General features: G+C 67.1%; 19 protein-coding genes. 8 read left to right on the top strand and 11 right to left on the bottom strand.

The window, feature by feature from the left end; all coding sequences use genetic code 11:
• Together H7A76_RS29550 and H7A76_RS29545 are read right to left on the bottom strand one after the other, a co-directional pair.
• On the bottom strand, positions 1–1,172 hold a 1,172-nt coding region (locus tag H7A76_RS29550), incomplete at its 3' end, for a methyl-accepting chemotaxis protein (protein ID WP_185701775.1).
• 708 nt (positions 1,173–1,880) lie between these two features.
• Positions 1,881–2,537 (bottom strand): O-methyltransferase, encoded by a 657-nt coding sequence (locus H7A76_RS29545; protein WP_185701774.1) that lies wholly within the window; start codon positions 2,535–2,537, stop codon positions 1,881–1,883.
• A gap of 102 nt (positions 2,538–2,639) precedes the next feature.
• Between H7A76_RS29545 and H7A76_RS29540 the strand changes: the two genes are divergently transcribed.
• Positions 2,640–3,305 carry a TetR family transcriptional regulator gene (locus H7A76_RS29540; protein ID WP_185701773.1) on the top strand — a complete coding sequence of 222 codons (666 nt, stop codon included), beginning with the start codon at positions 2,640–2,642 and terminating at the stop codon, positions 3,303–3,305.
• 197 nt (positions 3,306–3,502) lie between these two features.
• Entirely contained in the window at positions 3,503–3,931 is a 429-nt protein-coding gene (locus tag H7A76_RS29535) for a type II toxin-antitoxin system HicB family antitoxin (RefSeq protein WP_185701772.1), read from the top strand.
• A 209-nt stretch (positions 3,932–4,140) separates the two neighbouring features.
• Here H7A76_RS29535 and H7A76_RS29530 read toward each other — a convergent pair whose 3' ends face one another.
• The 6 genes from H7A76_RS29530 to H7A76_RS29505 form a co-directional block, all read right to left on the bottom strand.
• Positions 4,141–4,866, bottom strand: coding sequence for a hypothetical protein (locus tag H7A76_RS29530; RefSeq protein WP_409299895.1), 726 nt, complete (start codon positions 4,864–4,866; stop codon positions 4,141–4,143).
• 151 nt (positions 4,867–5,017) lie between these two features.
• Complete coding sequence (locus tag H7A76_RS29525) at positions 5,018–6,082, bottom strand: 2,3-butanediol dehydrogenase (protein ID WP_260498110.1); 1,065 nt, start codon at positions 6,080–6,082, stop codon at positions 5,018–5,020.
• 88 nt (positions 6,083–6,170) lie between these two features.
• The gene (locus H7A76_RS29520; protein ID WP_185701770.1) at positions 6,171–7,283 is read right to left on the bottom strand and encodes an acetoin dehydrogenase dihydrolipoyllysine-residue acetyltransferase subunit; all 1,113 of its coding nucleotides are present in this window, start codon (positions 7,281–7,283) and stop codon (positions 6,171–6,173) included.
• Positions 7,280–8,296 (bottom strand): alpha-ketoacid dehydrogenase subunit beta, encoded by a 1,017-nt coding sequence (locus tag H7A76_RS29515; RefSeq protein ID WP_185701769.1) that lies wholly within the window; start codon positions 8,294–8,296, stop codon positions 7,280–7,282. The genes H7A76_RS29520 and H7A76_RS29515 overlap by 4 nt, the downstream gene beginning before the upstream one ends.
• A gap of 175 nt (positions 8,297–8,471) precedes the next feature.
• Entirely contained in the window at positions 8,472–9,449 is a 978-nt protein-coding gene (locus tag H7A76_RS29510) for a thiamine pyrophosphate-dependent dehydrogenase E1 component subunit alpha (RefSeq protein WP_185701768.1), read from the bottom strand.
• A gap of 2 nt (positions 9,450–9,451) precedes the next feature.
• Positions 9,452–10,528 (bottom strand): ATP-NAD kinase family protein, encoded by a 1,077-nt coding sequence (locus H7A76_RS29505; protein WP_185701767.1) that lies wholly within the window; start codon positions 10,526–10,528, stop codon positions 9,452–9,454.
• A gap of 342 nt (positions 10,529–10,870) precedes the next feature.
• On the opposite strand from H7A76_RS29505, the gene H7A76_RS29500 reads away from it, so the two are divergent.
• Positions 10,871–12,742, top strand: a complete 1,872-nt coding sequence (locus H7A76_RS29500; RefSeq protein WP_185701766.1) for a sigma-54-dependent Fis family transcriptional regulator — start codon at positions 10,871–10,873, stop codon at positions 12,740–12,742.
• A gap of 181 nt (positions 12,743–12,923) precedes the next feature.
• Entirely contained in the window at positions 12,924–13,601 is a 678-nt protein-coding gene (locus tag H7A76_RS29495; protein ID WP_185701765.1) for a TetR/AcrR family transcriptional regulator, read from the top strand.
• A gap of 25 nt (positions 13,602–13,626) precedes the next feature.
• Here the strand turns inward: H7A76_RS29495 and H7A76_RS29490 are convergent, their stop codons facing one another.
• Positions 13,627–14,646 (bottom strand): AraC family transcriptional regulator, encoded by a 1,020-nt coding sequence (locus tag H7A76_RS29490; protein WP_185701764.1) that lies wholly within the window; start codon positions 14,644–14,646, stop codon positions 13,627–13,629.
• 170 nt (positions 14,647–14,816) lie between these two features.
• Between H7A76_RS29490 and H7A76_RS29485 the strand changes: the two genes are divergently transcribed.
• The gene (locus H7A76_RS29485; RefSeq protein ID WP_185701763.1) at positions 14,817–15,668 is read left to right on the top strand and encodes a 3-hydroxybutyryl-CoA dehydrogenase; all 852 of its coding nucleotides are present in this window, start codon (positions 14,817–14,819) and stop codon (positions 15,666–15,668) included.
• Positions 15,661–16,257: a TetR/AcrR family transcriptional regulator gene (locus H7A76_RS29480; RefSeq protein ID WP_185701780.1), complete on the top strand. Its 597-nt coding sequence runs from the start codon at positions 15,661–15,663 to the stop codon at positions 16,255–16,257. Before H7A76_RS29485 ends, H7A76_RS29480 begins: the two co-directional genes overlap by 8 nt.
• Positions 16,258–16,266: 9 nt before the next feature.
• On the opposite strand, the gene H7A76_RS29475 is transcribed toward H7A76_RS29480, so the two are convergent.
• Together H7A76_RS29475 and H7A76_RS29470 are read right to left on the bottom strand one after the other, a co-directional pair.
• The gene (locus tag H7A76_RS29475) at positions 16,267–16,902 is read right to left on the bottom strand and encodes a response regulator transcription factor (protein WP_185701762.1); all 636 of its coding nucleotides are present in this window, start codon (positions 16,900–16,902) and stop codon (positions 16,267–16,269) included.
• A complete protein-coding gene (locus H7A76_RS29470) occupies positions 16,899–18,788 on the bottom strand; it encodes a PAS domain S-box protein (protein WP_185701761.1) in 1,890 nt (629 codons plus the stop codon). Before H7A76_RS29470 ends, H7A76_RS29475 begins: the two co-directional genes overlap by 4 nt.
• A 176-nt stretch (positions 18,789–18,964) precedes the next feature.
• Between H7A76_RS29470 and H7A76_RS29465 the strand changes: the two genes are divergently transcribed.
• Both H7A76_RS29465 and H7A76_RS29460 read left to right on the top strand, forming a co-directional pair.
• Complete coding sequence (locus tag H7A76_RS29465) at positions 18,965–20,587, top strand: acyl-CoA synthetase (protein WP_185701760.1); 1,623 nt, start codon at positions 18,965–18,967, stop codon at positions 20,585–20,587.
• A gap of 113 nt (positions 20,588–20,700) precedes the next feature.
• Complete coding sequence (locus tag H7A76_RS29460; protein ID WP_185701759.1) at positions 20,701–22,473, top strand: acyl-CoA dehydrogenase C-terminal domain-containing protein; 1,773 nt, start codon at positions 20,701–20,703, stop codon at positions 22,471–22,473.
• Positions 22,474–22,503 lie beyond the last annotated feature (30 nt).

Genomic DNA, 22,503 nt, shown 5'->3' with positions numbered 1-22,503 from the left:
TTGAGGGCCAGCAGGTTGGTCTGCTCGGCGATGGCGCGAATCACCTCCACCACCTTGCTGATGTCCTGGGCCCTGCTGGACAAGGCCTTGACCTGCTCGCCGGTGCTGGCAACGTTGCCGGCCAGGCCTTCGATGGCCTTGAGGGTCTGGGCCACGTTCTCGATGCCGGAACGGGTGAACTCCAGCGACTCGCGGGAAGACTGCGCGGCGGCCTCGGCGTTGCGCGCCACTTCATCCACCGCAGCGCTCATCTGCGTCACGGCGGTGGCGGCCAGGCTGACTTCGTCGTTCTGCCGCACCAGCCCACGGCTGGCGTCTTCGGTCACCGCGGTCATTTCTTCCGAGGCCGAAGCCAGCTGGGTCGAGGAGTCGGCGATATGGGCAATGGTTTCCCGCAGATTGGCCTGCATTTTCGCCAATGCAACCAGCAGCCGGCCGGCTTCGTCGCGGCCACTGACGCCGATGTCCCGGGACAGGTCGCTGCCGGCGATGCGTTCGGCCACCGCCAGGGCATCGCTGATCGGTGCGGTGATGCTGCGGGTCAGCACCGCCGCCAGGGCGACGGTCAGCAGCACGGTGACCGCCAGCAGGCCGACCACCAGGCTGACGCCGCCGCTGTAGATCGAGGTCGCCCGTACCCCGGCGCCCTTGGCCCCCTCCTCATTGAAGTCCGAGAGCTTGTCCATCTTGTCCTGCAGGGAATTGGTCATGGGGCTGATGCGGGTGTTGATCAGGGTGATGGCCGCCGCGTTGTCGCCGCTGCGCAACAGCGGCTCCAGCTCGTCCAGCAGCTTGAAGTAGGCCTGCGCATCCCCAGCCACCGCCTGGTACAACTCCCGCTCCGCCGGGCCGGTGATCAGCGGCTCGTACTGGCTCAGGGTGTCCTGCAGGGTGCTGCGATAACCACTCAACGCAGCGATGCGGGTCTGGCGCTGCTGCTCGTCGGTGGTCACGGTAATGCGCAGGCTTTCCAGGCGCAGGCGCAGGGTGCCGGCCTTCATCTTGCCGATTTCCCGGATGCTCGCCATCCAGTTGTTTTCCACATCCTGCTCGGACTCGCGCAGCTTGCCCATCTGCAACACCGCGACCACTCCCAGGGCAAAGACCACCAGGATAATGAGCGAGAAAAACACGGCAAACCTGGGAGCGAGGTTCATTGTCCTGACGTTCATTGGTTATCTCTCTTTATAGATAGAAGGCTGGCGGTTCGTGGTTGCACGCTGTCGGCGCCAGGGATCGGGACAGGGCACCGATGCCAGGTTGGGCCAAACAGCGATGGCTACAGGCGATTGCACTTTGTCATCACGATAGTTCCAGCCTTGTCACAAAACCATTTTGCTGGCGTGAAATTTTCGTGGTTTGAGGCGTGGAGCGTTCCAGGCACGGCAGCAGCCGCTCCGCCGGTTTTGGCCTTTGATCTTGATCCACCCGCCCCTTTAAACACGATGGCCGAACGCAGGTATTGAGCCGGGAGCGGCCGCCCACGGACCAACCGGAGAGAGAGCATGCCTCGCTATGCGAGGCACCGAGTGAGGGGGCAGAGCGTTTTGCGTACTTTTGTCTGGGCCGGCATTCCGGATTCTCAAACGTCAGCCGCTGTCAGAACGGAACCGCCAGTGGCCACACCCGCAGCAACGGACAGGCACACAGGACCGCATCAAGTCAGGTGAAAAGCATGGACAGGTTGGGCTGGGACAGGCTGGATCTCGACCCCACGCCCTACCCGGGCAAAACCGAAAGGGCCAACGTGGCCTTGCCGGGGCATGAGATCCAGCGCATCGACCGTTTTGGGAGCACGACATCAAGGGCCGCTCGAGCCCCCTGGCCGATGCCGCGCAGGAAAAAACCGGGCGCTGAACCATCACAGCACCCCCGGCGCCTCAGCCCAGGCGCATGCTCAACTCGATATCATCGGCGAACGGCACGGACAGGTAGCCGTTCTCTGGCGCCCGGACATGGGCCAGGTACTCGGGGCAGTAGTCGGTGTTGTCCGCCAGCACCAGCGCGCCAGGCTTCAGGTGCGGTTCCACCAGGCCCAGGACCTCGCCATACAGCGCCTTGGCGCCATCGAGCAGGAGCAGGTCGACGCTGTCTGGAAGGTCGCGGGCCAAGGTCACCAGCGCGTCGCCCTGGCGAATCTGCACCAGGTCGCCGACGCCAGCCTCGAGCATGTGCTCGCGGGCCATGGCGACCTTCGAGGCTTCGAATTCGCTGCCGATCAATAGGCCGCCGCCGTTGTCGCGCAGGGCAGCCGCCAGGTGCAGGGTGGACAGGCCGAACGAGGTGCCGAATTCGACGATGTGCCTGGCCTTGGCATTGCGCGCCAGCAGGTACAGCAACTTGCCGGTATCCCGCGAGACCGGCAGCCACAGGTCCTTGAGCAGCCCGTAGAGCTTCAGGTAGTCGGTCTTGCTGTGCATCAGCCGTTCGCGTTCTTCCCGGGGCACGTCATCGAGGGCCGGGCTGGTGGCGGCATCGGCCAGGGTGTAGAGGCGTTCGATCAAGCCCGCCAAGGGCTCGCTGGTGAGGGTCGTCATGCTGGTCTTCCATCGGATGGGGCTAAGATGTTGAGTCACGACCATGATGGGAGCGATTCGGCCCATCCGCTATTCGCATTTCCAGGCACGTCCGAACTGTCCATGAACAAGCGCCAGAACCCCCGTATTTCCTCACGCAAACAGCCGCAACAGGCGCGCTCCACCGAGCTGGTAGCAGCGATTCTGCAGGCCGCCATTCAGGTTTTGACCCAACAGGGCGCCAAGCGCTTCACCACCGCGCGGGTCGCGGAAAAGGCCGGGGTGAGCATTGGTTCGCTGTACCAGTATTTTCCCAACAAGGCGGCGATCCTGTTCCGCCTGCAAAGCGATGAGTGGCTGCAAACCCGGCAGATGCTGAGCCGGATCCTCGACGACCCGGCACAACCGCCCCTGGCGCGCCTGCGCAGCCTGGTGCATGCCTTCATCCGCTCGGAGTGCGAGGAGGCGCCGTTGCGCAGTGCCTTGAACGAGGCCGCGCCGCTGTATCGCGACGCCCCCGAAGCGGGCGCCGCCCGTGCGGCGGGACGGCAGATTTTCACCGGCTTCATGCTCCAGCTGCTGCCCGATGCCAGCGAGGCGACCCGCGCCGCGGCCTGCGAGCTGATCCTCTGCACCCTCAGTTCGGTGGGCAAGGATTTCTCCAGCAAGCCCCACACGAAGAACGCCATGACCGAGCACGCCGACGGCCTGGCGGACATGTTCAGCGCCTACGTCCTGGCGCTCGCCCACCCCCGGCCGGCGTCCGCGCGCACTCTTGTCCACAGCTGAGGCTTTCAGGCTGCTTGCCTGCCACCGCCTCGGGCCCTCGACCTAGAGCCTTGGACATAAACATTCAAACATTGCCCGGCCAAGCTTCGTTGTGCCGACCTTTGCATCATTTTTATAGTGCGATCTGGCGGCTAAGCCTGCCCTTGCAATTGCTTCTTTAAGGAATGAAGTCCGGCCCTATAGAAGGATAAGCAGCCATGTACGCATACCCTGTGATCATGAACCTGGAAAACGGCCAGCCGCGGATCAGTTGCATTGACGTACCCGGCATGGCCTGTGTCGGCGAGACGCCGGAGCAAGCCATGGCCGATGCGGTGGTCGCCCTGGAGATGGCGCTGTCGTTGTATGTGCTGCAGCGGATGGCCATTCCGCTGCCCTCGCCCTGCCCTGCGGGGCAAAAGCTGGTGCGCCTGCCGGCGCTGAGCGTGGCCAAGGTGGCGCTGTGGAATGCCATGCTCAGGCAGCGGGTGAGCAAGGCGGAGCTGGCCAGGCGCCTGGGGGTGAACCGACCCCAGGTGGACCGGCTGGTGAACCTGCTGCACCGATCGAAGATCGAGAAGGTGGAGCAGGCGTTGCGCGTGCTGGGATGGCGGATCGAGCTAACGGTGGTAAAAAACGCCGTGTAGCCGCGGTCGAGCTGGCGAGGCTGCGCACGGCCCGCAAAACCTGACTCCGCTCAGTCCCTGGCGCACCGCGCCAACCGATCTTGCGGCCGCTACGCGCCCGGACGCAGCCTGCGGCAGCGGCTACACACCGCCAACCAGCCCGTCTCGTGTAGCCGCTGCCGCAGGCTGCGCACGGCCCGGCACGGGCCGCCAAATCGATAGCCACGGTGCTACTGCACCGGCAGGAAATTCATCAGCAACAGGCTTTGCGCATAGTTGAGCCCCACCCGCCGGTAACGCTCGTCGAGGATCTGCGTCAGCAGGTCCAGGCGCGCGACGATCTTGCCGAACTCCACGGCGAAACTCAGGTTGCTGCCCTCCTCCGAGATCTCGTTGGAGAACAGCAGCAATACCCCGCTGGCATCCTGGCGCTGGCCCAGCATCCAGGTGGCTTTCTCGATATTGCGCGCGGCGTTGCTGATGAATTGCGGGTCCAGGGTGTCGGTCATGTAGAACTCGGTGCGCCCACCGTGGGCGGTCACCAGCATGCTGCCGATGGCGTAGATGAAGGCACCGACCCGATCGCCCTGGAACTCCGGGCTCAGGGAATAGCTCAAGGCCGCCAGGTCCCGGCGATCGCCCAGGGCCGGCAACGGCTGGCGCTGTTCGATGGCATTGCGGATCGCCCGCTGCGCCGCGGTGCCATCGGCATACCCGGACTTGCGCCACTGGCTGGGGTTGCGCAGGTAGAGCTTGCCCATCAGCAGGTACAGGCTCTGCAGGTTGTCGCGCATGCCGATGGTGGCCATGCGATCGACGCTGGTCTGGAAGAACTCGTCGGCCTTGCCATTGCGAAACTGGTTGGCGATATCACGCCCCTGCTGCTGGGTGCAGCCAGTGGCGCCGAGCATCAGCAGGCCTGCCAATAACCAGGTGGGAAACGGGGTTTGCATCATGCAAGAAGAGGGAGCGTAGGCCATCGGCACCGGGTCGACATTCACGGGCTGCAGCGGGGATCGGCGCAGCCAGGCCTGCCCATAGAACGCAAAACGGTAAAAAAGTGCGATGGCCGTGGCCGGCCATCGCCAAATCGCCCGCGATCGAGCGCTAGAGCCGACTCGGTGAAACGATGATCTTGACGTTGTGCTCCTTGTTGTTGACCAGTTCCTCGAAGCCCTGGCCGACGATGTCCTCCAGCTGGATGCGCCCGGTCACTAGCGGCGTGATATCCAGGCGGCCATCGGCGATGAAGGCGATCACGTCGGCGAACTCGCCGTTGTAGGCCAGGGCTCCGAGCACCTGCTTCTCGGTGGCCACCAGTTCGAAGAAGTTGAACTCGCTGGGCTCTTCGAAGATCCCCACCAGCACGCACTTGCCGGCCTTGCGCACCAGGTCGATGGCCAGCTTGGCGGTGTGCTTGTTGCCGATGCACTCGAAGCTGACATCGGCCCCCAGGCCACCGGTCAGGCGCTTGACCTCGGCCAGGGCATCGCACGCCTTGGGATCGAGCACCAGGCTGGCGCCCACCTCCAGGGCCTTGGCCTTGCGCGCCCCGGACATTTCCAGGGCGATCACCTGGGCCGCTCCGGCAGCCTTGGCGCACATGATGGTGCACAGGCCGATGGTCCCGGCGCCGACCACCACCACATTCTGCCCCAGCAGGCTGCCGGCCTTTTTCACCGCATGCATGCCCACCGCCAGCGGCTCGATCAGCGCCCCGGCCTCGGCGGGAAAGTTGGCCGGCAAGGCGTACAGCAGGTTGGCCGGCACGTTGACCAGTTCGGCGAAGGCGCCGTTGTTCATCAGCCCGGTGAAGGCCAGGTTCTCGCAGATGTTGTACAGCCCGTGGGTGCAGTAATAACAGGTGCCGCAGTGCTGGCAGGCGTCCGCCGCCACGGGCTGGCCAACACTGAAGCCCTGGACCCCTTCGCCCAGGGCGACGATCTGGCCGCAGAACTCGTGGCCGAGGATGCACTGGCCCTTGATCCCGGTCAGCGGGTGCGGCGCGTCCACCGGAATGAACACCGGGCCTGCCACGTATTCGTGCAGGTCGGAACCGCAGATGCCGCACCAGTCGACGCGGATCTGCACCCAGCCGGCAGGCGGCGCCTCGGGCAGGGGCACGTCTTCGACGCGGATGTCGTGGCGGCCGTGCCAGACCGCGGCGCGCATGCTGGCAACAGGCTTGAGGGAAACGCTCATCGTGGCTTCTCCTGATTGTCGTAGAGCTGCGACGGCCCCCTGGCCGGCGCAGCGAACCTCAGTGCTGCTGGATGAAGTCGAGGATCAGGCGGTTGACCTGCTCCGCGCTTTCCATCTGCACCATGTGCCCCTGTCCCGGCAGCACCTCGATCTGCGCCTTGAGGCCGGCGCTGTGGCTCACCGGAATGATCCGGTCGTCGCTGCCCCAGATCACCAGCACCGGCCGCCCACCGTCCTGCACCACGGGGCGCAGGTCGGCCTGCTGGCGACCGTCGGCAAACAGCGTGCCCGCAAGCTGCCCGAGGGCCGTGTCCACGCCTTCCAGGCGCTTGAACTTGAGCATGTCGTCGAGCATCTGCCGATTCACCAGTTCCGCGTTGGAGAACAGCTGCACCAGCTGCGGCTTGAGGGCGTTGCGATTGCCGGCCTCGATAAAACCGCGCAGGTAATCGCCGTTGATGTCGGCCCCCAGCCCGGCGCTGCCGATCAGGCTCAGGGAACGCACCCGCTGCGGCGCCAGGCGCGCGGCGTTCAAGGCCACCGCGCCGCCCATGGAATGCCCCACCAGGTGCGCCTGGGCAACGTCCAGGTGATCCAGCAGCGCCAGCAGCACTTCGCTCAACTCGTCCAGGTCGCCACGCTGCAAGGCCTTGGCCGACTCGCCGTGGCCCGGCAGGTCCAGGGCGATCACCCGGCGCCCGGCGGCCAGGGCTTCGTGGTTGAACAGCCAGTTGTTGAGGTCGCCGCCGAAACCGTGCACCAGCACCAGCGGCGTGCCGCCTTCACCGCGCTCGAAGTAACGAATCAGCCGGCCGCCGACTTCGGCCTTCTGCGGCGCCGGGCCGCTCTCTTCGGCGGCGCTGTCGCCGGGCACGAAGCTGGCCTGGAAGCGCTCGATCGCCGCGTCGATCTCGGCGTCGCTGGCCTCGCCCTCCACCACGATGCCCAGCAGCGCGCCCACCGCCAGGGTCTGGTCCTGGCGCGCCACCTGCCGGCGCAGCACGCCGGAAAACGGCGCCTCGACACTGCTGGAGATCTTGTCGGTCTCCACATCCAGCACTTCGTCGCCCTTGCTGATGCGCTGGCCTTCTTCCTTGAGCCAGGCATCGACCCGGCCCTCGGTCATCGACAGGCCCCACTTGGGCATGGTCAGGGTATGGATCTGGCTCATCGGCGGCTCCACTCGATCACAGTGAGCACGGCGTTTTCGATCTTCGCCGCGTCGGGGATGTACAGGTCTTCCAGGGCGTCGGAGAACGGCACCGGGGTATGGGGCGCGGTGACCATCTCGATCGGCGCCTTGAGAGAGGCGAAGGCTTTTTGCGCCACCAGCGCCGAGATGTCGGTGGCCATGGAGCAACGTGGGTTGGCTTCGTCGATGACCACCAGGCGCCCGGTCTTCTCCACGCTTTCCAGGATGCTGTCCTCATCCAGCGGGCTGGTGGTGCGCAGGTCGATGACCTCGCAATCGATGCCTCGCCCGGCCAGGTTGCGGGCCGCGTCCAGCGCGGTGTTCACCGTGCGCCCGTAGGACACCAGGGTCACGTCCTTGCCGTCGCGCAGGAAGTTGGCCTCGCCGAAGGGAATCGCGTAGGACTCCTCCGGCACCTCGCCTTGTAGGCTGTAGAGCAGCTTGTGCTCGCAGAAGATCACCGGGTCGTTGTCGCGGATGGCCTGGATCAGCAAGCCCTTGGCGTCGTAGGGCGACGAGGGGCAGACCACCTTCAACCCGGGGATATGGGTCCATAGCGAGGTGAGCATCTGCGAATGCTGGGCCGCGGCGCGCAGGCCGGCGCCGACCATGGTGCGGATCACCAGCGGGGTCTGGGCCTTGCCGCCGAACATGTAGCGGAACTTGGCCGCCTGGTTGAGGATCTGGTCCAGGCAGCAGCCGGCGAAGTCGACGAACATCAACTCGCACACCGGACGCACGCCCCGGGTGGCCGCGCCCACGGCGGCGCCGACGTAGCCGATTTCCGACAATGGGGTATCCAGCACCCGCCCGGGGAATTGATGGTAGAGGCCCTTGGTCACCCCGAGCACGCCGCCCCAGGCGTCGTTGTCGCCGGGTGCGCCGGCACCGCCCGCCACGTCTTCGCCCATGATGAACACGCTGGGGTCGCGGCGCATTTCCTGGGCCAGGGCTTCGTTGATGGCCTGCTGGTAACTGATCTTTCTCGCCATGATGGTGGTCTCTTGTTGTTCTTGGAGAGGGTTTTAGAACCTGTTCACGATCTAGCGAGCGACGCTCAGGCAAGGCAAAAATGGCTGAGAAAGCGCAATTCAGGGCCCTAAATGAGCATTTCGAAGCCAGTTTTAACGCCGCATGAGCTAAGCGCAGCAGATCGTGGGCAGGTTCTTAGGGGTAGGCGACGTACACGTCGCTAAGCAGGTCCGCCGGGCTCGGCTTGGGATCGCTCTTGGCCTTGCGCACCGCGTCCTCGATCAGCGCTTGCACCTCGACATCGATGCCGTCCAGCTGGCTGGCCTGCACCAGGCCCGAGCGGGTGGTGCGCTGGCGAAACTGCATCAGGCAATCGTTGTGCTCGCGGTAATGCTTGACCTCGTCCGGGGCGCGGTAGGTCTGGGCATCGCCCTCGAAGTGGCCGTAGTAACGAGTCAGCTTGACCTCGATCAGCGACGGCCCCTCCCCGGCCCGGGCGCGCTCCACGGCGGCGCCGGCGGCTTCATGCACGGCGAAGAAATCGAAGCCGTCCACCGTCACCCCGGGCATGCCGAAACCCGCGGCACGGTCGGCGATGTGGTCGCAAGCCACCGACCAGTTCGAAGCGGTGGCCTCGGCATAGCCGTTGTTCTCGGCGATGAACAGGCACGGCAGGTTCCACACCGAGGCCATGTTCATGGCTTCGAACACCGCGCCCTCGTTGGAGCCGCCGTCGCCGAAGAACACCACCGACACGCCGTCGCTGCCTTGCAGCCGGGCCGCCAGGGCCGCGCCCACCACCAGCGGCGCCCCGGCACCGACGATGCCGTTGGCGCCGAGCATGCCTTTCTCGAAATCGGCGATGTGCATGGAGCCGCCCTTGCCCTGGCAGACCCCGGTCTTCTTGCCGTAGATCTCGGCCATCATCCCGTAGACATCCACGCCCTTGGCGATGCAATGGCCGTGGCCGCGGTGGTTGGAGGCGATGCAATCGTCATCGCGCAGGTGGGCCATGACCCCGGCGGCCGAGGCCTCCTCGCCGGCGTAGAGGTGGACGAAACCGGGGATCTCGCCCGTGGCGAACTCCACGTGCAGGCGCTCTTCGAAAGCGCGGATGGTGCGCATCACCCGATAGGCGTGCAGCAGTTGGTCAGCGTTCAGGGGTGTCGACATTTTTATTCTCCAGGGGTGTCTTCAGGCTGAAGGTTCATGGGGTGTTGCCGGTGGCTGCGGTCGATGGCCAGCAGGCGCTGGCGCGCCGCGTGTTCCAGGACCGCGTTGACGTCGATGCTCAGCGGGCCGCCGGCATCCAGGGTGACCGTGGGCCGATCGCCGGGGTTGAACTCGATCTCGCGCTCGCCATCCAGGGCCAGGGTGCCGGCGCCCAGGCACAGGGGCTGGGGCTCACCGGGTGGCAGGTAGCCGGCCTCCAGCACCCCGCAGCCTTGCAACAGCCCCGGGGCCAGGGGCACCAGCAGCGCCTCGGGCGAACCTGGTGCCAGGCGCATCCAGGCGCCGTGGGGCTGTTGCCGGGTCACCGGCAGCCACAGCCCGCAGAGCGCGGAAATACCGATGGACTGCGGCTCGGCGAAGGTCACGAAGACCTCGGCCAGGTCGCTGGCGCGGCTGATGGCCCGGGCCCCGATGAAGGCCAGGGGCGACACCGCCACGTCCACCAGGGCCATTTCGCAAAGCCCCCGGGAAGGCTCGCGCACCAGCAGCCGCTTGTTGCGCCGCAGGGCGATCTCGCCACTCACCCGGCCGCTGGCGTAGAGCCCGCCGGCCAGGCCGGCGCTGGTGGCTTCGCGCAGTTCCGGAAAGGCGTTGTTGGTGCCGGTGGACAGGGTCAGCAGCGGGATCTCGCCGACCTCGGCCGCCACCGCCTTGTGGGTGCCGTCGCCACCGAGCACGGCGATCAGCGCCACCTCGCGCCCGGCCATCCAGCGCGCCGCCTGGCGGGTGTCCTCGACGCTCTGGCGCAGGGTCAGGTCGAGGAACTCCAGCTCCGGCCAGTGCTGCTCGCGGGCCTGGCGGCTGCGGCTGTTCTTCTGCACCGCGGCGGCCATGCCGGTCATGTCGGTGGGCATCAGCACCCGCTCGATACCCGTGGCGCCGAAGGCCGCCAGCAGGCGCTGGATCACCCAGACCTTGTCGGTACTGGAGAACAGCCCGGCATTGGCGGTCAGGCGGCGCACATCGCGGCCCGAGGCGGGGTTGGCGATGATGCCGACGGTCAGGGGGCGGCGGCTCATGGGCTCACCGCGGGCGGAGCACAGGCAGGAGAAAGCATCGGGCACCTCGTTCTTATTCTTCGATGGGCCAGTCGGCGCTGGTTGCCAAGAGCCAGAGCAAGGCCGGTGCCAATTGTCGAAAGACCTGTGAAAACGCCTGTCGCAGAGCGGTTGCCGTGCTGTCGCCCGGGTGCCGGGAAAGCCCGTGCATGAGACGTTGCATGTCAGGTTGCACGGGGCAGCGGCGAGACCTTGAGACGTTGCGTCTCAACCCCGCCGCCGGGCCAGCCGGTGCTTGTCCGCGGGCGCGGTTCGGCGCTTAATGCGTCCACAACGCTAAGAAGCTGCAACCGGAGGCCTGTCATGCTTTCCGCTCATTCCCGCGCCCACGTCGACTGCGTCAGCCGGGTCTTGAAGAACGCCGCGCACCTGCCCCAGGCGCCGGTGCCGAACCTGATCCTCGATTCCTGGCGTCGCTCCATGGAGCAGCACCATCTGGACCCCGCCTCGCTGCAGGGGCCGCGCATCCTCTCCGAAGACCTGCTCAAGCAGTGCCGCGAGCGCTCGGAGCTGTTCCTGCGCATCGCCAGCGAAGAAGTGGCGCGCCTGCATGGCCAGGTGCGCGATGCCGACTACTGCGTGCTGCTCACCGACGCCCAGGGCCGCACCATCGACTACCGGGTCGAGTCCGCCATTCGCAACGATTGCCGCAAGGCCGGCCTGTACCTGGGCACCTGCTGGTCGGAGGGCGAGGAAGGCACCTGCGGCGTGGCCGCGGTGCTCACCAGCGGCGCGGCGGTGACGGTGCACAAGCGCGATCACTTTCGCGCCGCCTTCATCGGCCTGACCTGCTCCGCCGCCCCGGTCTTCGACCCCCAGGGCGGGTTGCTGGGGGTGCTGGACGTCTCGGCGGTGCGCTCGCCGGACGATCGCCGTTCCCAGCACCTGATCCGCCAGCTGGTGGTACAGAGCGCGCGGGCGATCGAGCAGGCGTTCTTCATGAGCAGCGCCCAGGGCTACTGGGTCCTGCGGGCCCACGCCAGCCCGGGTTATGTCGACAGCCAGCCGGACTTCCTACTGGCCTGGGACGACGACGGTTGCCTGCAAGCGCTGAACCCCGCCGCCCGGGCCTACTTGCTGCGCCGCCACGGCCAGGTGCCCCGGCACATCGCCCAGGTGTTCGACACCCAGCTGCTGCAGCGCGCCAGGGACCAGGCGCTGTGGCCCCTGGATGGCGAGCTGCACGGTCGCCTGCAAGCGCCGCGCAGGCCGGCCAGCCGGCCACGGCTGCAACGGGCCGGGCAGGCGCTGGACCCCAGGGTGGAGCAGAGCCTGCGCCTGGCGGTGCGGGTCAAGGATCGTCACTTGCCGGTACTGGTCCAGGGCGAAACCGGCAGCGGCAAGGAAGTCTTCGCTCGCCAGTTGCACCAGGCCAGCCAGCGCCGCGAGCGGCCGTTCGTGGCGGTGAACTGCGCGGCGATTCCGGAAAACCTGATCGAAAGCGAACTGTTCGGTTATGTCGCCGGGGCCTTCACCGGAGCCTCCAGCAAGGGCATGCAGGGCCTGCTGCAACAAGCTGACGGCGGCACCCTGTTCCTGGACGAGATCGGCGACATGCCCCTGGCCTTGCAGACCCGCCTGCTGCGGGTGCTGGCCGAGGGCGAAGTGGCGCCGCTGGGCGCCGCGCGGCGCCAGGCGGTGGACATCCAGGTGATCTGCGCCACCCACCGCGACCTGGAGACGCTGGTGGCCGACGGCAGCTTTCGCGAGGACCTGTATTTCCGCCTGGGCGGCGCGCGCTTCCAGCTACCGCCGTTGCGCGAGCGCAGCGACCGCCTGGCGCTGATCACCAAGATCGTCGAGGAAGAGTCCCAGCGTTGCGGCACGCCCCTGCAACTGGGCGACGCGGCCCTGGAGTGCCTGCTGGGCTATCGCTGGCCGGGCAACGTGCGCCAGCTGCGCCATGTGCTGCGTTATGCCTGTGCGGTGTGCGAAGGGCCGGTGATCCAACTGCAGGACCTGCCGGAGCAGTTGCACCGCGCCAGTACCCAGGCAATCGCTACCCAGGCCCCGGACCCGGCGAGCAGCCCGGAACGCCAGGCGCTGCTGGATGCCCTGGTGCGCCATCGCTGGAAGCCCGTGGCCGCCGCCCAGGCCCTGGGCATCTCCCGCGCGACCTTGTACCGCCGGGTCCGGCAGCATGGCATCCAGATGCCTGGGCGCAGTTGCTCCTGAGTATCGGCCCGGAGTATTGGGCACATGGCGGCAAGCGCTCTAGCACGGCGCTTTCACCCCGAAAACGGGCTGTTTCGTCCATTGGTCGCGGATGCTTTTACCCCGGAAATTACCTATGCTGGCGGCTCACAAGGAAGTCCGCTTCCCCCCGACAGGCAAGCCAAAGACCCCACTCATTCCTATGCATGATTCTCGACTCTCCCCATCCCCCACGACAGCAAGCGGCAAATCCGGCAGTCCGGCGCGACGGGGACGCCCGCTCGGCAACCACGAGGAGAAGCGCGCAGAGCTGCTCAAAGCGGTGGTCGCCGTGGTGGCGCAAGAGGGCTATATCGGCACCTCCATGCGCCGCGTCGCCCAACATGCCAACTGCACCACTGGCGCGGTGACCTACTACTTCGCCAACAAGGAAGAGATGCTCGCCGCCGCCGCGCAGGACCTGTTCGACCAGTTCGATGCCGTGCTCGAAGGCGAAGCCGCCAAGCCCCGGGTGGACATCAAGACGATCATTTCCAGCTGGCTGAGCTGGGGCAAGGGCGGCGATACCAACGCCCTGCTCGCCGCCCTCTTCCATCTGCTGACCCACGCCCGCCACGAGCAGGCCCTGGCCGATATCTTCCAGCAACGCTATTGCCGCTTCCGCCAGTCCTTCGCCGCGATGTTGGCCAAGGGCCAGGCCCAGGGCGATATCCGCGACGATATCGACGCCGAGCTGCTGGCCGACCAGATCTGTGCCATGGGCGATGGCTGGAAGATGGTCCAGCCGGTGGAACCGGATCGCTTCGCCCCGCAGCGCCAGGAAGCGCTGCTCGACGCCGTGGTGGTGCTGGTGGCGCCCTATAGGCCCCGTCCCCGGTAAAGAACCGGCCAGGCGGCGCCGCTGGCTAGCCCGGCCCCACGGGCGAGAAACGCGCGCGATAGCGGCCGGGGCTCTCGCCGATCCATTTCTTGAAGGCCCGGTGGAAAGCGCTGGGCTCCTGGAACCCGGTGAGCTCGGCGATCTCGCCGATACTGGCGGACGAGCGGCGCAGCAGGTCCACGGCGACGTTGCGGCGGACCTCGTCCTTGATCTCCTGGTAGGAGCCCCCCTCGCGCTCCAGGCGCCGGCGCAGGGTGCTGGGGCTCATTTGCAGTTCACTGGCGAAGGCTTCCAGGGTCGGCCACTGGCTGTAGTGGCTGCCACGCAGGCGCTGGTGCACCTGGGTGGTGAGGCCATGCTGGTTGCGAAAGCGGATCACCAGCCATTGCGGGGCGCTGCGCAGGAACACCTTCAGCGAAGCCAGGTCCTGGACCACCGGCAGGCGCAACAGGCGGCTGGCGAACTCGATCTCGGTGCGCCCGGCGTTCCAGCTCAGGTTGCCGCCCCACAGCAGCGCGTCGTCGTCGAGGCTGAGGCGAGCGTGGCGAAACTCCGCGCGATCGATGGGAATCCGCCGTCCACCCAACCAGCACAGCAAGCTGATGACCAGCACCAGCAGGGTTTCCTCGGCGTAATGCGCGCGCAGCGGATCGGCGCCCTGGCTCTGGAGGCTGATCACCGCACGCTTGCCGCGCACGCTGAGGCTGGCGCGCAGGTCGCGCAGGAACAGGCCGAAGTTGTTCAGGCACTGGCGCAGGGCCTTTTCCAGGTTCGGTTCCTGGATCAGTCCACGGCAGATCAGGGCAAAGGCCCCGGGCGGCAAGCCGTGGGAATCGAGCTGGAAGAACTCGTCGTGCAATTCACGGATCTGCATCAGCCACAGGGCCGCGAACGCGCTGCCAGGCACCCGCGCCCGGGGCTGCTCGAGCAGCGCGGGGTCGATCCCGACCTCGGTCAGCAGCGCCGCCAGGCGTGCCGGCCGCGATTGCAGGGCGTGGGTCATGACCCGCAGGTAATAAGCGGCGACCGAATCGGTTTCGCGCATCTGGCAGCTGTCCTCCGGCATGGCCGTTGTGGCAAAAAACGCCAGCACGGTTGACCGCTTTCGGCATAGTCCGGCCCCCGTGCGGGGCCCTAGACTCGTGCTCGACAATGGGCCGTGCAAGGCATGGCCGCCATGCTCCGCGAAGGCAACGAACAAAGGAAGAGTCGAAGATGAATCTTGCGAACATCGGTGTGATCGGCGCCGGCACCATGGGCAACGGTATCGCCCAGGTCTGCGCCCAGGCGGGCTTTGCCGTGACCCTGCTGGACATCGCCCAGCCCGCCCTGGAAAAGGCCCTGGCCACTATCGGCAAGAACCTCGACCGGCAGGTGGCCAAGGGCGGGCTGAGCGAGGAGCAGAAGCTCGCGACCCTGGAACGCATCCGCATCAGCACCGACTACGCCACGCTCAAGGATGTCCAGCTGGTGATCGAGGCCGCCACCGAGAACCTCGAGCTCAAGCTCAAGGTGCTGCAGCAGATCGCCGCCCAGGTCGGCCCCGAGTGCGTGATCGCCTCCAACACTTCGTCGCTGTCCATCACCCAGCTGGCGGCCAGCGTCAGCGCCCCGCAGCGCTTCATCGGCCTGCACTTCTTCAACCCGGTGCCGGTCATGGGCCTGATCGAGGTGATTCGCGGGCTGCAGACCAGCGATGCGACCCATGCCCTGGCCCTGGACATGGCCCAGCGCCTGGGCAAGACCGCGATCACCGCCGGCAACCGCCCGGGCTTCGTGGTCAACCGCATCCTGGTGCCGATGATCAATGAGGCGATCCTGGTGTTCCAGGAAGGCCTGGCCAGCGCCGAGGACATCGACGCCGGCATGCGCCTGGGCTGCAACCAGCCGATCGGCCCGCTGGCCCTGGCCGACCTGATCGGCCTGGACACCCTGCTGGCGATCCTCGAAGCCTTCTACGAGGGCTTCAACGACAGCAAGTACCGCCCCGCCCCGCTGCTCAAGGAAATGGTTGCCGCCGGCTACCTGGGCCGCAAGACCGGACGCGGCTTCCATGCCTATGGCTGAACGCTGCTCGCGCTTCGCGCAAAGCCGCGACAAGGCCCTGGAGCTGTTCGCCAGCAAGGGCTTCGGCCAGGTCGGCATGCGCGAGCTGGCCAGCCACCTGGGGCTGACGCCGGGTTCGCTGTACCACCACTACCCGAGCAAGCAGCACCTGTTGCTGGACCTGATCGAGGAGTTCTTCGACGAGCTGCACGGCACCCTCAAGCGCCTGCAGCGGCGCAAGCTCCAGGGCGACTGCCTGGCGGCGCTGATCCGCGCCCACCTGAAATTGCACCGGGAACTGCCCCGGCACTTTCGCCTGGTGGAGCGCGACAGCGGCTGCCTGAACCCCGACCAGCAGTTGCGCGTCGAGCAATTGCGCACAGGCTACGAACAGCAGTTGCTGCAACTGCTGGGCACGCCGGTCGGGCAAGGGGAAGCCGCGCGCCGGGCCACCGCCCATGCGGTGGCCAACCTGCTCAATACCGCCCCCAGCTGGTTCCAGGAACAGCCCCTGGACGAGCGCGAGCGCGAAGTCTTGCTGGAGAGCCTGCTCAGCGGCGCCATCGAACGCCTGCTGGGCACAGGCCCGAGCCACAGCGCCGTGGCCTGAGGCCTGGCCTCAGCGCAATTGCAGCGGGTCCACCAGGCCGGCGGCGATGGCCATGCCCACCAACGCCGGCAGATGCTCGGCCTGCATGCGCTTCATCACCCGCGAGCGGTACAGGTCGATGGTCTTGATGCTGACCCCCAGCTGCTCGGCGATCTCGCGATTGGTGTAGCCCCGCACCAGCGGCAGCAGCACATCCTTTTCCCGTGGCGTCAGGCTCTCCAGGCGCTCCAGCACCCGGGCCTGCCCGGCGCCCTGGCGCTGGCGGCTGCCGGCGCGGTTCAGCGCCTGCTGCACGCTATCGAGCAGCAGTTGCTCGTTGTAGGGTTTCTCGATGAAGTCCACCGCCCCGGCCTTGAACGCGCGGACCACGATGGGCACGTCGGCATGGCCACTGACGAAGATCAGCGGCAGGTCGATTTCCCGCTGGCGCAGCTCTTCCTGGACGTTCAGCCCGCCCATGCCGGGCATGCGCACATCCAGCAGCACACAGGCGTTGCGGCTCGGGTCGCAATGCTCGAGGAACTCGCGGCCACTGGTGAAGGGCACGGCCGCCAGGCCCACCGACTCCAGCAACCAGACCGTGGAGCCGAGCATGGCCGGGTCATCGTCGACCACGTACACCAGCTGCTGCGTCGCACTCGTCATGGCCTTGCTCCTGTATTCGGGGAAATGGATGGGTCGGCCTCGAGCGGGGCCGTGGCCGGCAGCCAGCAGTCCATGCGCAGGCCCCGGGCCTGGGGCCGGGCCTGCAAGTCGCCACCGAAACCCTCGACGATGCTGCGGCTCATGGACAGCCCCAGGCCCAGGCCATTGGCCTTGCTGGTGTAGAACGGGGTGAACAACTGCGCCAGCTGCTGGGTAGAAACCCCGGGGCCCTGGTCGCTGACACTGATGCAGACCCCACCCTCGGCGCCGGCCACGGCCTGGAGCAGGATCTGCGAGGCCTGTTGCGCATGGACCTCGCGATTGGCCTCGATGGCGTTGCGCAAGAGGTTGAGCAGCACCTGCTCCAGCAGCACCCGGTCGGCGTAGACCGGCGGCAGATTATCCGCCAGGCGCAGCTCGATCACCACCTGGCACGCCTGGGCTTCCCAGGCGCACAGGCGCACGGTTTCCCGGGCCACCTCGGCGCTGTCCAGGGCCTGGAGCCGCCGCCCGCCCTTGCGCAGGAACGCCCGCAGGCGCTTGATCACCTCGGCGGCGTGGGTCGCCTGCTCGGCGATGCGCTCCAGGCCCTGGGCCACCTTCCGCGCGGCCTGGGGCTGGGTGTCCAGCGCCTGCAAGTAGCGCTGGCTGGCATTGGCGTAGTTGACCACCGCCGCCAGCGGCTGGTTGATCTCGTGGGCGATGCCCGAGGCCAGCTCACCCAGGGTCACCAAACGCGCGGTATGGGCCAGCTCGTCCTGGTGATGACGTTGCTGGGCTTCGCGCAATTCGCGCTCGCTCTGGTCATGGGCCACCAGGGAATAGAAGCGCTCGCCGCTGGCCGCCCGGTGCGCCAGGAGCATCAGCGACACCGCCACCGAGTCACCGCCCGAGGGCGGCTGCAAGCGAGTCTCGATGCTCCAGCGCCCGGTGCGCTCGGCGCATTCCCAGCCCTCTCGCTGCAGGCTTTGCAGCACCGCCGGACTGAGGATCGCCGCCAGTTCGGGCATCGCCTGCCCGGGCTCCAGGCCCAGGGCGCGCCGGGCGGCCGGGTTGAGGTAGGTGACGCTGCCACCCGGCTGGACGAACAGCACCGGATCGGGGTTGGCCTCCACCACCTCGGCCAGGCGCCGCTTGTTCTCCTCGGCCTGGACCCGGGCGGTGATGTCCCGGGAGACCGCCACCACCTCCACCACCGCTCCGGTGTAGGTCTCGCGGATCGCCCGGCAAGCGGTCTCGAACCACAGGTAGTGGCCGTCACGATGGCGGATGCGATAGGTCATGGTGTGGTAGCCGTCCTGCTCCAGGGCATCCCCGGTACGCTGCATCAGCCCGGCCAGCCCGCGGCTGTGCAACAGGCTGCGGGCGGGCATGCCGCGCAGCTCCTCGGGCCAGTAGCCGAGCAGGGTCCAGGACGCAGGCGAAGCGTCGAGGAAGCAGCCATCGGGGGTGTGCCGGGAAATCAGGTCGGTGGTGTTCTCGGTGATCAGCCGGTACAGGCGCCGGGCCCTGGCCGACTCGCGCTCGGCCTGCACCTGGGCGGTGGCCTCGCGGCACCGGGCCAGGACCCGCTGGCGATACGGGTCGGGGATGAAGGTCCAGAGCAGGATCCGCTCGCCGCACGGGGCCTCGACGTCCTCGATCGGCCGTTGCTGGTCGAGGCAGGCCCGCACCAGGGCCGGGTGGTTGACCGGCAGCCAGGCCGCCAAGCCATCCCCTGCCGCGCCCTCCAGCCACTGGCGCAGCGCCGGGTTCAGGTCCAGCGCCCGGGCGTCGGCATCCAGCAGCGCACTGGGCTGCGGGTCATGGCCCAGCCAGGGCGAATCCGGCAGGTGGCCTTCGCGCTGCTGGCGCAGCCAATGGCTCAAGTGAGCGGAGCGTTGCATCATCGTTGGACCTTCAGGGATCATCGGTGATAAATATAGTATTAATACCATACAACTCAGGTATTACTTCCATATCAATCCGCAAACAGTATATAAAAGCCTCCGGATAAGTCACCGAGGCGCCAGCGAGCGCCTCGGTCAATAGAGCTAACAATCAGCCACCGGGTGCCCGAACCATGTCCATCTACGAGCAAGGCCTTGCGCCGTCTGCCGTCAACCACATCGCCCTTTCGCCCCTGAGCTTCATCGAGCGTACCGCCGCGGTCTATCCGGACTATCCGGCGGTGATCCATGGTTCGATCCGTCGCACCTGGGCCCAGACCTACAGTCGCTGCCGGCGCCTGGCCTCGGCCCTGGCCGGGCGCGGGATCGGCAAGAACGACACGGTGGCGGTGATGCTGCCCAACATTCCGGCGATGCTGGAGGCGCATTTCGGCGTGCCGATGATCGGTGCCGTGCTCAACGCCCTCAACGTGCGCCTGGACGCCGAGGCCATCGCCTTCATGCTGGCCCACGGCGAGGCCAAGGTGCTGATCGCCGATCGCGAGTTCCATGCAGTGATCCAGGCCGCCGTGGCCCTGCTCGACCAGCCGCCGCTGGTGATCGACCTCGACGACCCGGAGTACGGCGAGGGCCAGCCGGTCAGCGACCTGGACTACGAGGCGTTCCTCGCCGAGGGCGACCCGGAGTTCGCCTGGCAGTGGCCGGATGACGAGTGGCAGGCCATCGCCCTGAACTACACCTCCGGCACCACCGGCAATCCCAAGGGCGTGGTCTATCACCACCGCGGCGCCTACCTCAACGCCCTGGGCAACCAGATGACCTGGGCCATGGGCAACCACCCGGTGTACCTGTGGACCCTGCCGATGTTCCACTGCAACGGCTGGTGCTACCCCTGGACCGTCACCGCCCTGGCCGGGGTCCACGTGTTCCTGCGCCGGGTCGACCCGCAGAAGATCCTCAACCTGATCCGCGAGCACCAGGTCAGCCACCTGTGCGGCGCGCCCATCGTGCTCAATGCCCTGGTGAACATGCCGGAGTCGGCCAAGGCGGCCATCGACCACCCGGTCAAGGCCATGGTGGCCGGGGCCGCGCCACCGGCCAAGGTGATCGGCGCCGTGGAAGAGATGGGCATCCAGGTCACCCACGTCTACGGCCTGACCGAGGTCTACGGCCCGGTGACCCTGTGCGCCTGGCACGCCGCCTGGGACCCGTTGCCCCTGGAAGAGCGGGCGCAGATCAAGGCGCGCCAGGGCGTGCGCTACCCGACCCTGGAAGGGGTGATGGTGGCCGACCCGAAGACCCTGGAACCCACGCCCCGGGACGGCCAGACCATCGGCGAGATCTTCATGCGCGGCAACACGGTGATGAAGGGCTACCTGAAGAACCCCACCGCCACCGCCGAAGCCTTCGAAGGCGGCTGGTTCCACACCGGCGACCTGGGCGTGACCCACCCGGACGGCTACGTGGAGATCCGCGACCGGCTCAAGGACATCATCATTTCCGGAGGCGAGAACATCTCCACCATCGAACTCGAAGGCGTGCTCTATCGCCATCCGGCGGTACTGGAAGCGGCGGTGGTGGCCCGGCCGGACGAAAAATGGGGCGAGACACCCTGCGCCTTCATCACCCTCAAGGCCGACCACCAGGACGTGCGCGAAGCCCAGATCATCGCCTTCTGCCGCGAGCACCTGGCGGGGTTCAAGGTGCCGCGCACCGTGGTCTTCAGCCAGTTGCCCAAGACCTCCACCGGCAAGATCCAGAAGTTCGTCCTGCGCGACATGGCGAAAAACCTCTAGCCTGAATACACCCTCCCCGCGCATGCTGGCCCCGGCATGTTCGCGGGGCCAGCCCCTTGCGAATCACGCGGCCACGGCCGTGCAACCTCCACCCTTGCACGAGGTTTCCTGCAATGCCCGAATTCAACGCTCCCCTGCGCGACATGCGCTTCGTCCTGCATGAAGTGTTCAACGCCCCCAGGCTCTGGGCCCGGCTGCCGGCCCTGGCGGACACCGTGGACGGCGACATCGCCGATGCGATCCTCGAGGAAGCGGCCAAGGTCACGGCCACCCTGGTGGCCCCGCTCAATCGCAGCGGCGACGAAGAAGGCGCCACCTGGGACGCCGGCCAGGTGCGCACCCCCACAGGCTTCAAGGAGGCCTACGCGACCTACATCCAGGGCGGCTGGGTCGGCCTGGGCGGCAACCCGGCCTACGGCGGCATGGGCATGCCGAAGATGCTCGCGGTGCAGTTCGAGGAGATGCTCTACGGCGCCAACTCCAGCTTCGCCCTGTACTCGACCCTGAGCTCCGGCGCCTGCCTGGCCATCGACGCCCACGCCAGCGAGGAACTCAAGGCGCGCTACCTGCCGGCGATGTACGAAGGCCGCTGGGCCGGTTCCATGTGCCTGACCGAGGCCCACGCCGGCACTGACCTGGGGATCATCCGCACCCGCGCCGAACCCCAGGCCGACGGCAGCTACCGCATCAGCGGCAGCAAGATGTTCATCACCGGCGGCGAGCAGGACCTGACCGAGAACATCATCCACCTGGTGCTGGCCAAGCTACCGGATGCCCCAGCCGGGCCCAAGGGCATCTCGCTGTTCCTGGTGCCCAAGATCCATGTCGACGCCAACGGCAAGCTGGGCCAGGCCAACGCCGTGAGCTGCGGTTCCATCGAGCACAAGATGGGGATCAAGGGCTCGGCCACCTGCGTGCTGAACTTCGACGGCGCCAGCGGCTACCTGGTGGGCGAGGCCAACAAGGGCCTGGCGGCGATGTTCACCATGATGAACTACGAGCGCCTGTCCATCGGCATCCAGGGCATCGGCTGCGCCGAGAACTCCTACCAGAACGCCCGTACCTATGCCCGCGAGCGCCTGCAGAGCCGGGCCCCGTCGGGGCCGGTGGCCAAGGACAAGGTCGCCGACCCGATCATCAACCACCCGGACGTGCGGCGCATGCTGCTGTCGATGAAGGCCATGACCGAGGGTGGCCGGGCCTTCGCCAGCTACGTCGGCCAGCAGCTGGACTTGGCCAAGTTCGCCGACCAGCCCCACGAGCGGCACAACGCCGAAGCCCTGGTGGCGCTGCTGACCCCGGTGGCCAAGGCGTTCTTCACCGACAACGGCCTGGACAGCTGCGTACTGGGCCAGCAGGTATTCGGTGGCCACGGCTACATCCGCGAATGGGGCCAGGAGCAACTGGTGCGCGACGTGCGCATTGCGCAGATCTACGAAGGCACCAACGGTATCCAGGCCCTGGACCTCCTGGGGCGCAAGGTGGTGGCCAACGGCGGCGTGGCCCTGCGCCTGTTCACCAGCGAGATCCGCGACTACGCCTACCTGCCCGGCGCGGCCTATTCGGCGCAGTTGCTCGATGCCGTGCAGCGCCTGGAGGAGCTCAGCGACTGGTTGTGCCAACAGGCCGTGCAGAACCCCAACGCCGTGGGCAGCGCCTGCGTCGAGTACCTGCAGTTGTTCGGCTATGTGGCCTACGCCTACCTGTGGGCGCGCATGGCCCAGGTGGCCGGGCACAAGCGCGCCGAGGACGAACGCTTCTACGGCGCCAAGCTGGGCACCGCGGACTTCTATTTCAGCCGCCTGCTGCCGCGCATCCTTGGCCTGGAGCAGAGCATCCGTGCCGGTAGCTCGCCGCTGTTCAGCCTCGCCGACGAGCAGTTCTGAAGCACCGGGCCGGGCGTGCGGCGCCCTGCC

The sequence above is a fragment of the Pseudomonas sp. MSSRFD41 genome (assembly GCF_014230245.1).
GTDB classification, from domain to species: Bacteria; Pseudomonadota; Gammaproteobacteria; order Pseudomonadales; family Pseudomonadaceae; genus Aquipseudomonas; species Aquipseudomonas piscis.
The sequence above is the reverse complement of the archived record's forward strand: the minus strand, read 5'-3'. Positions and strand labels throughout refer to the sequence as shown.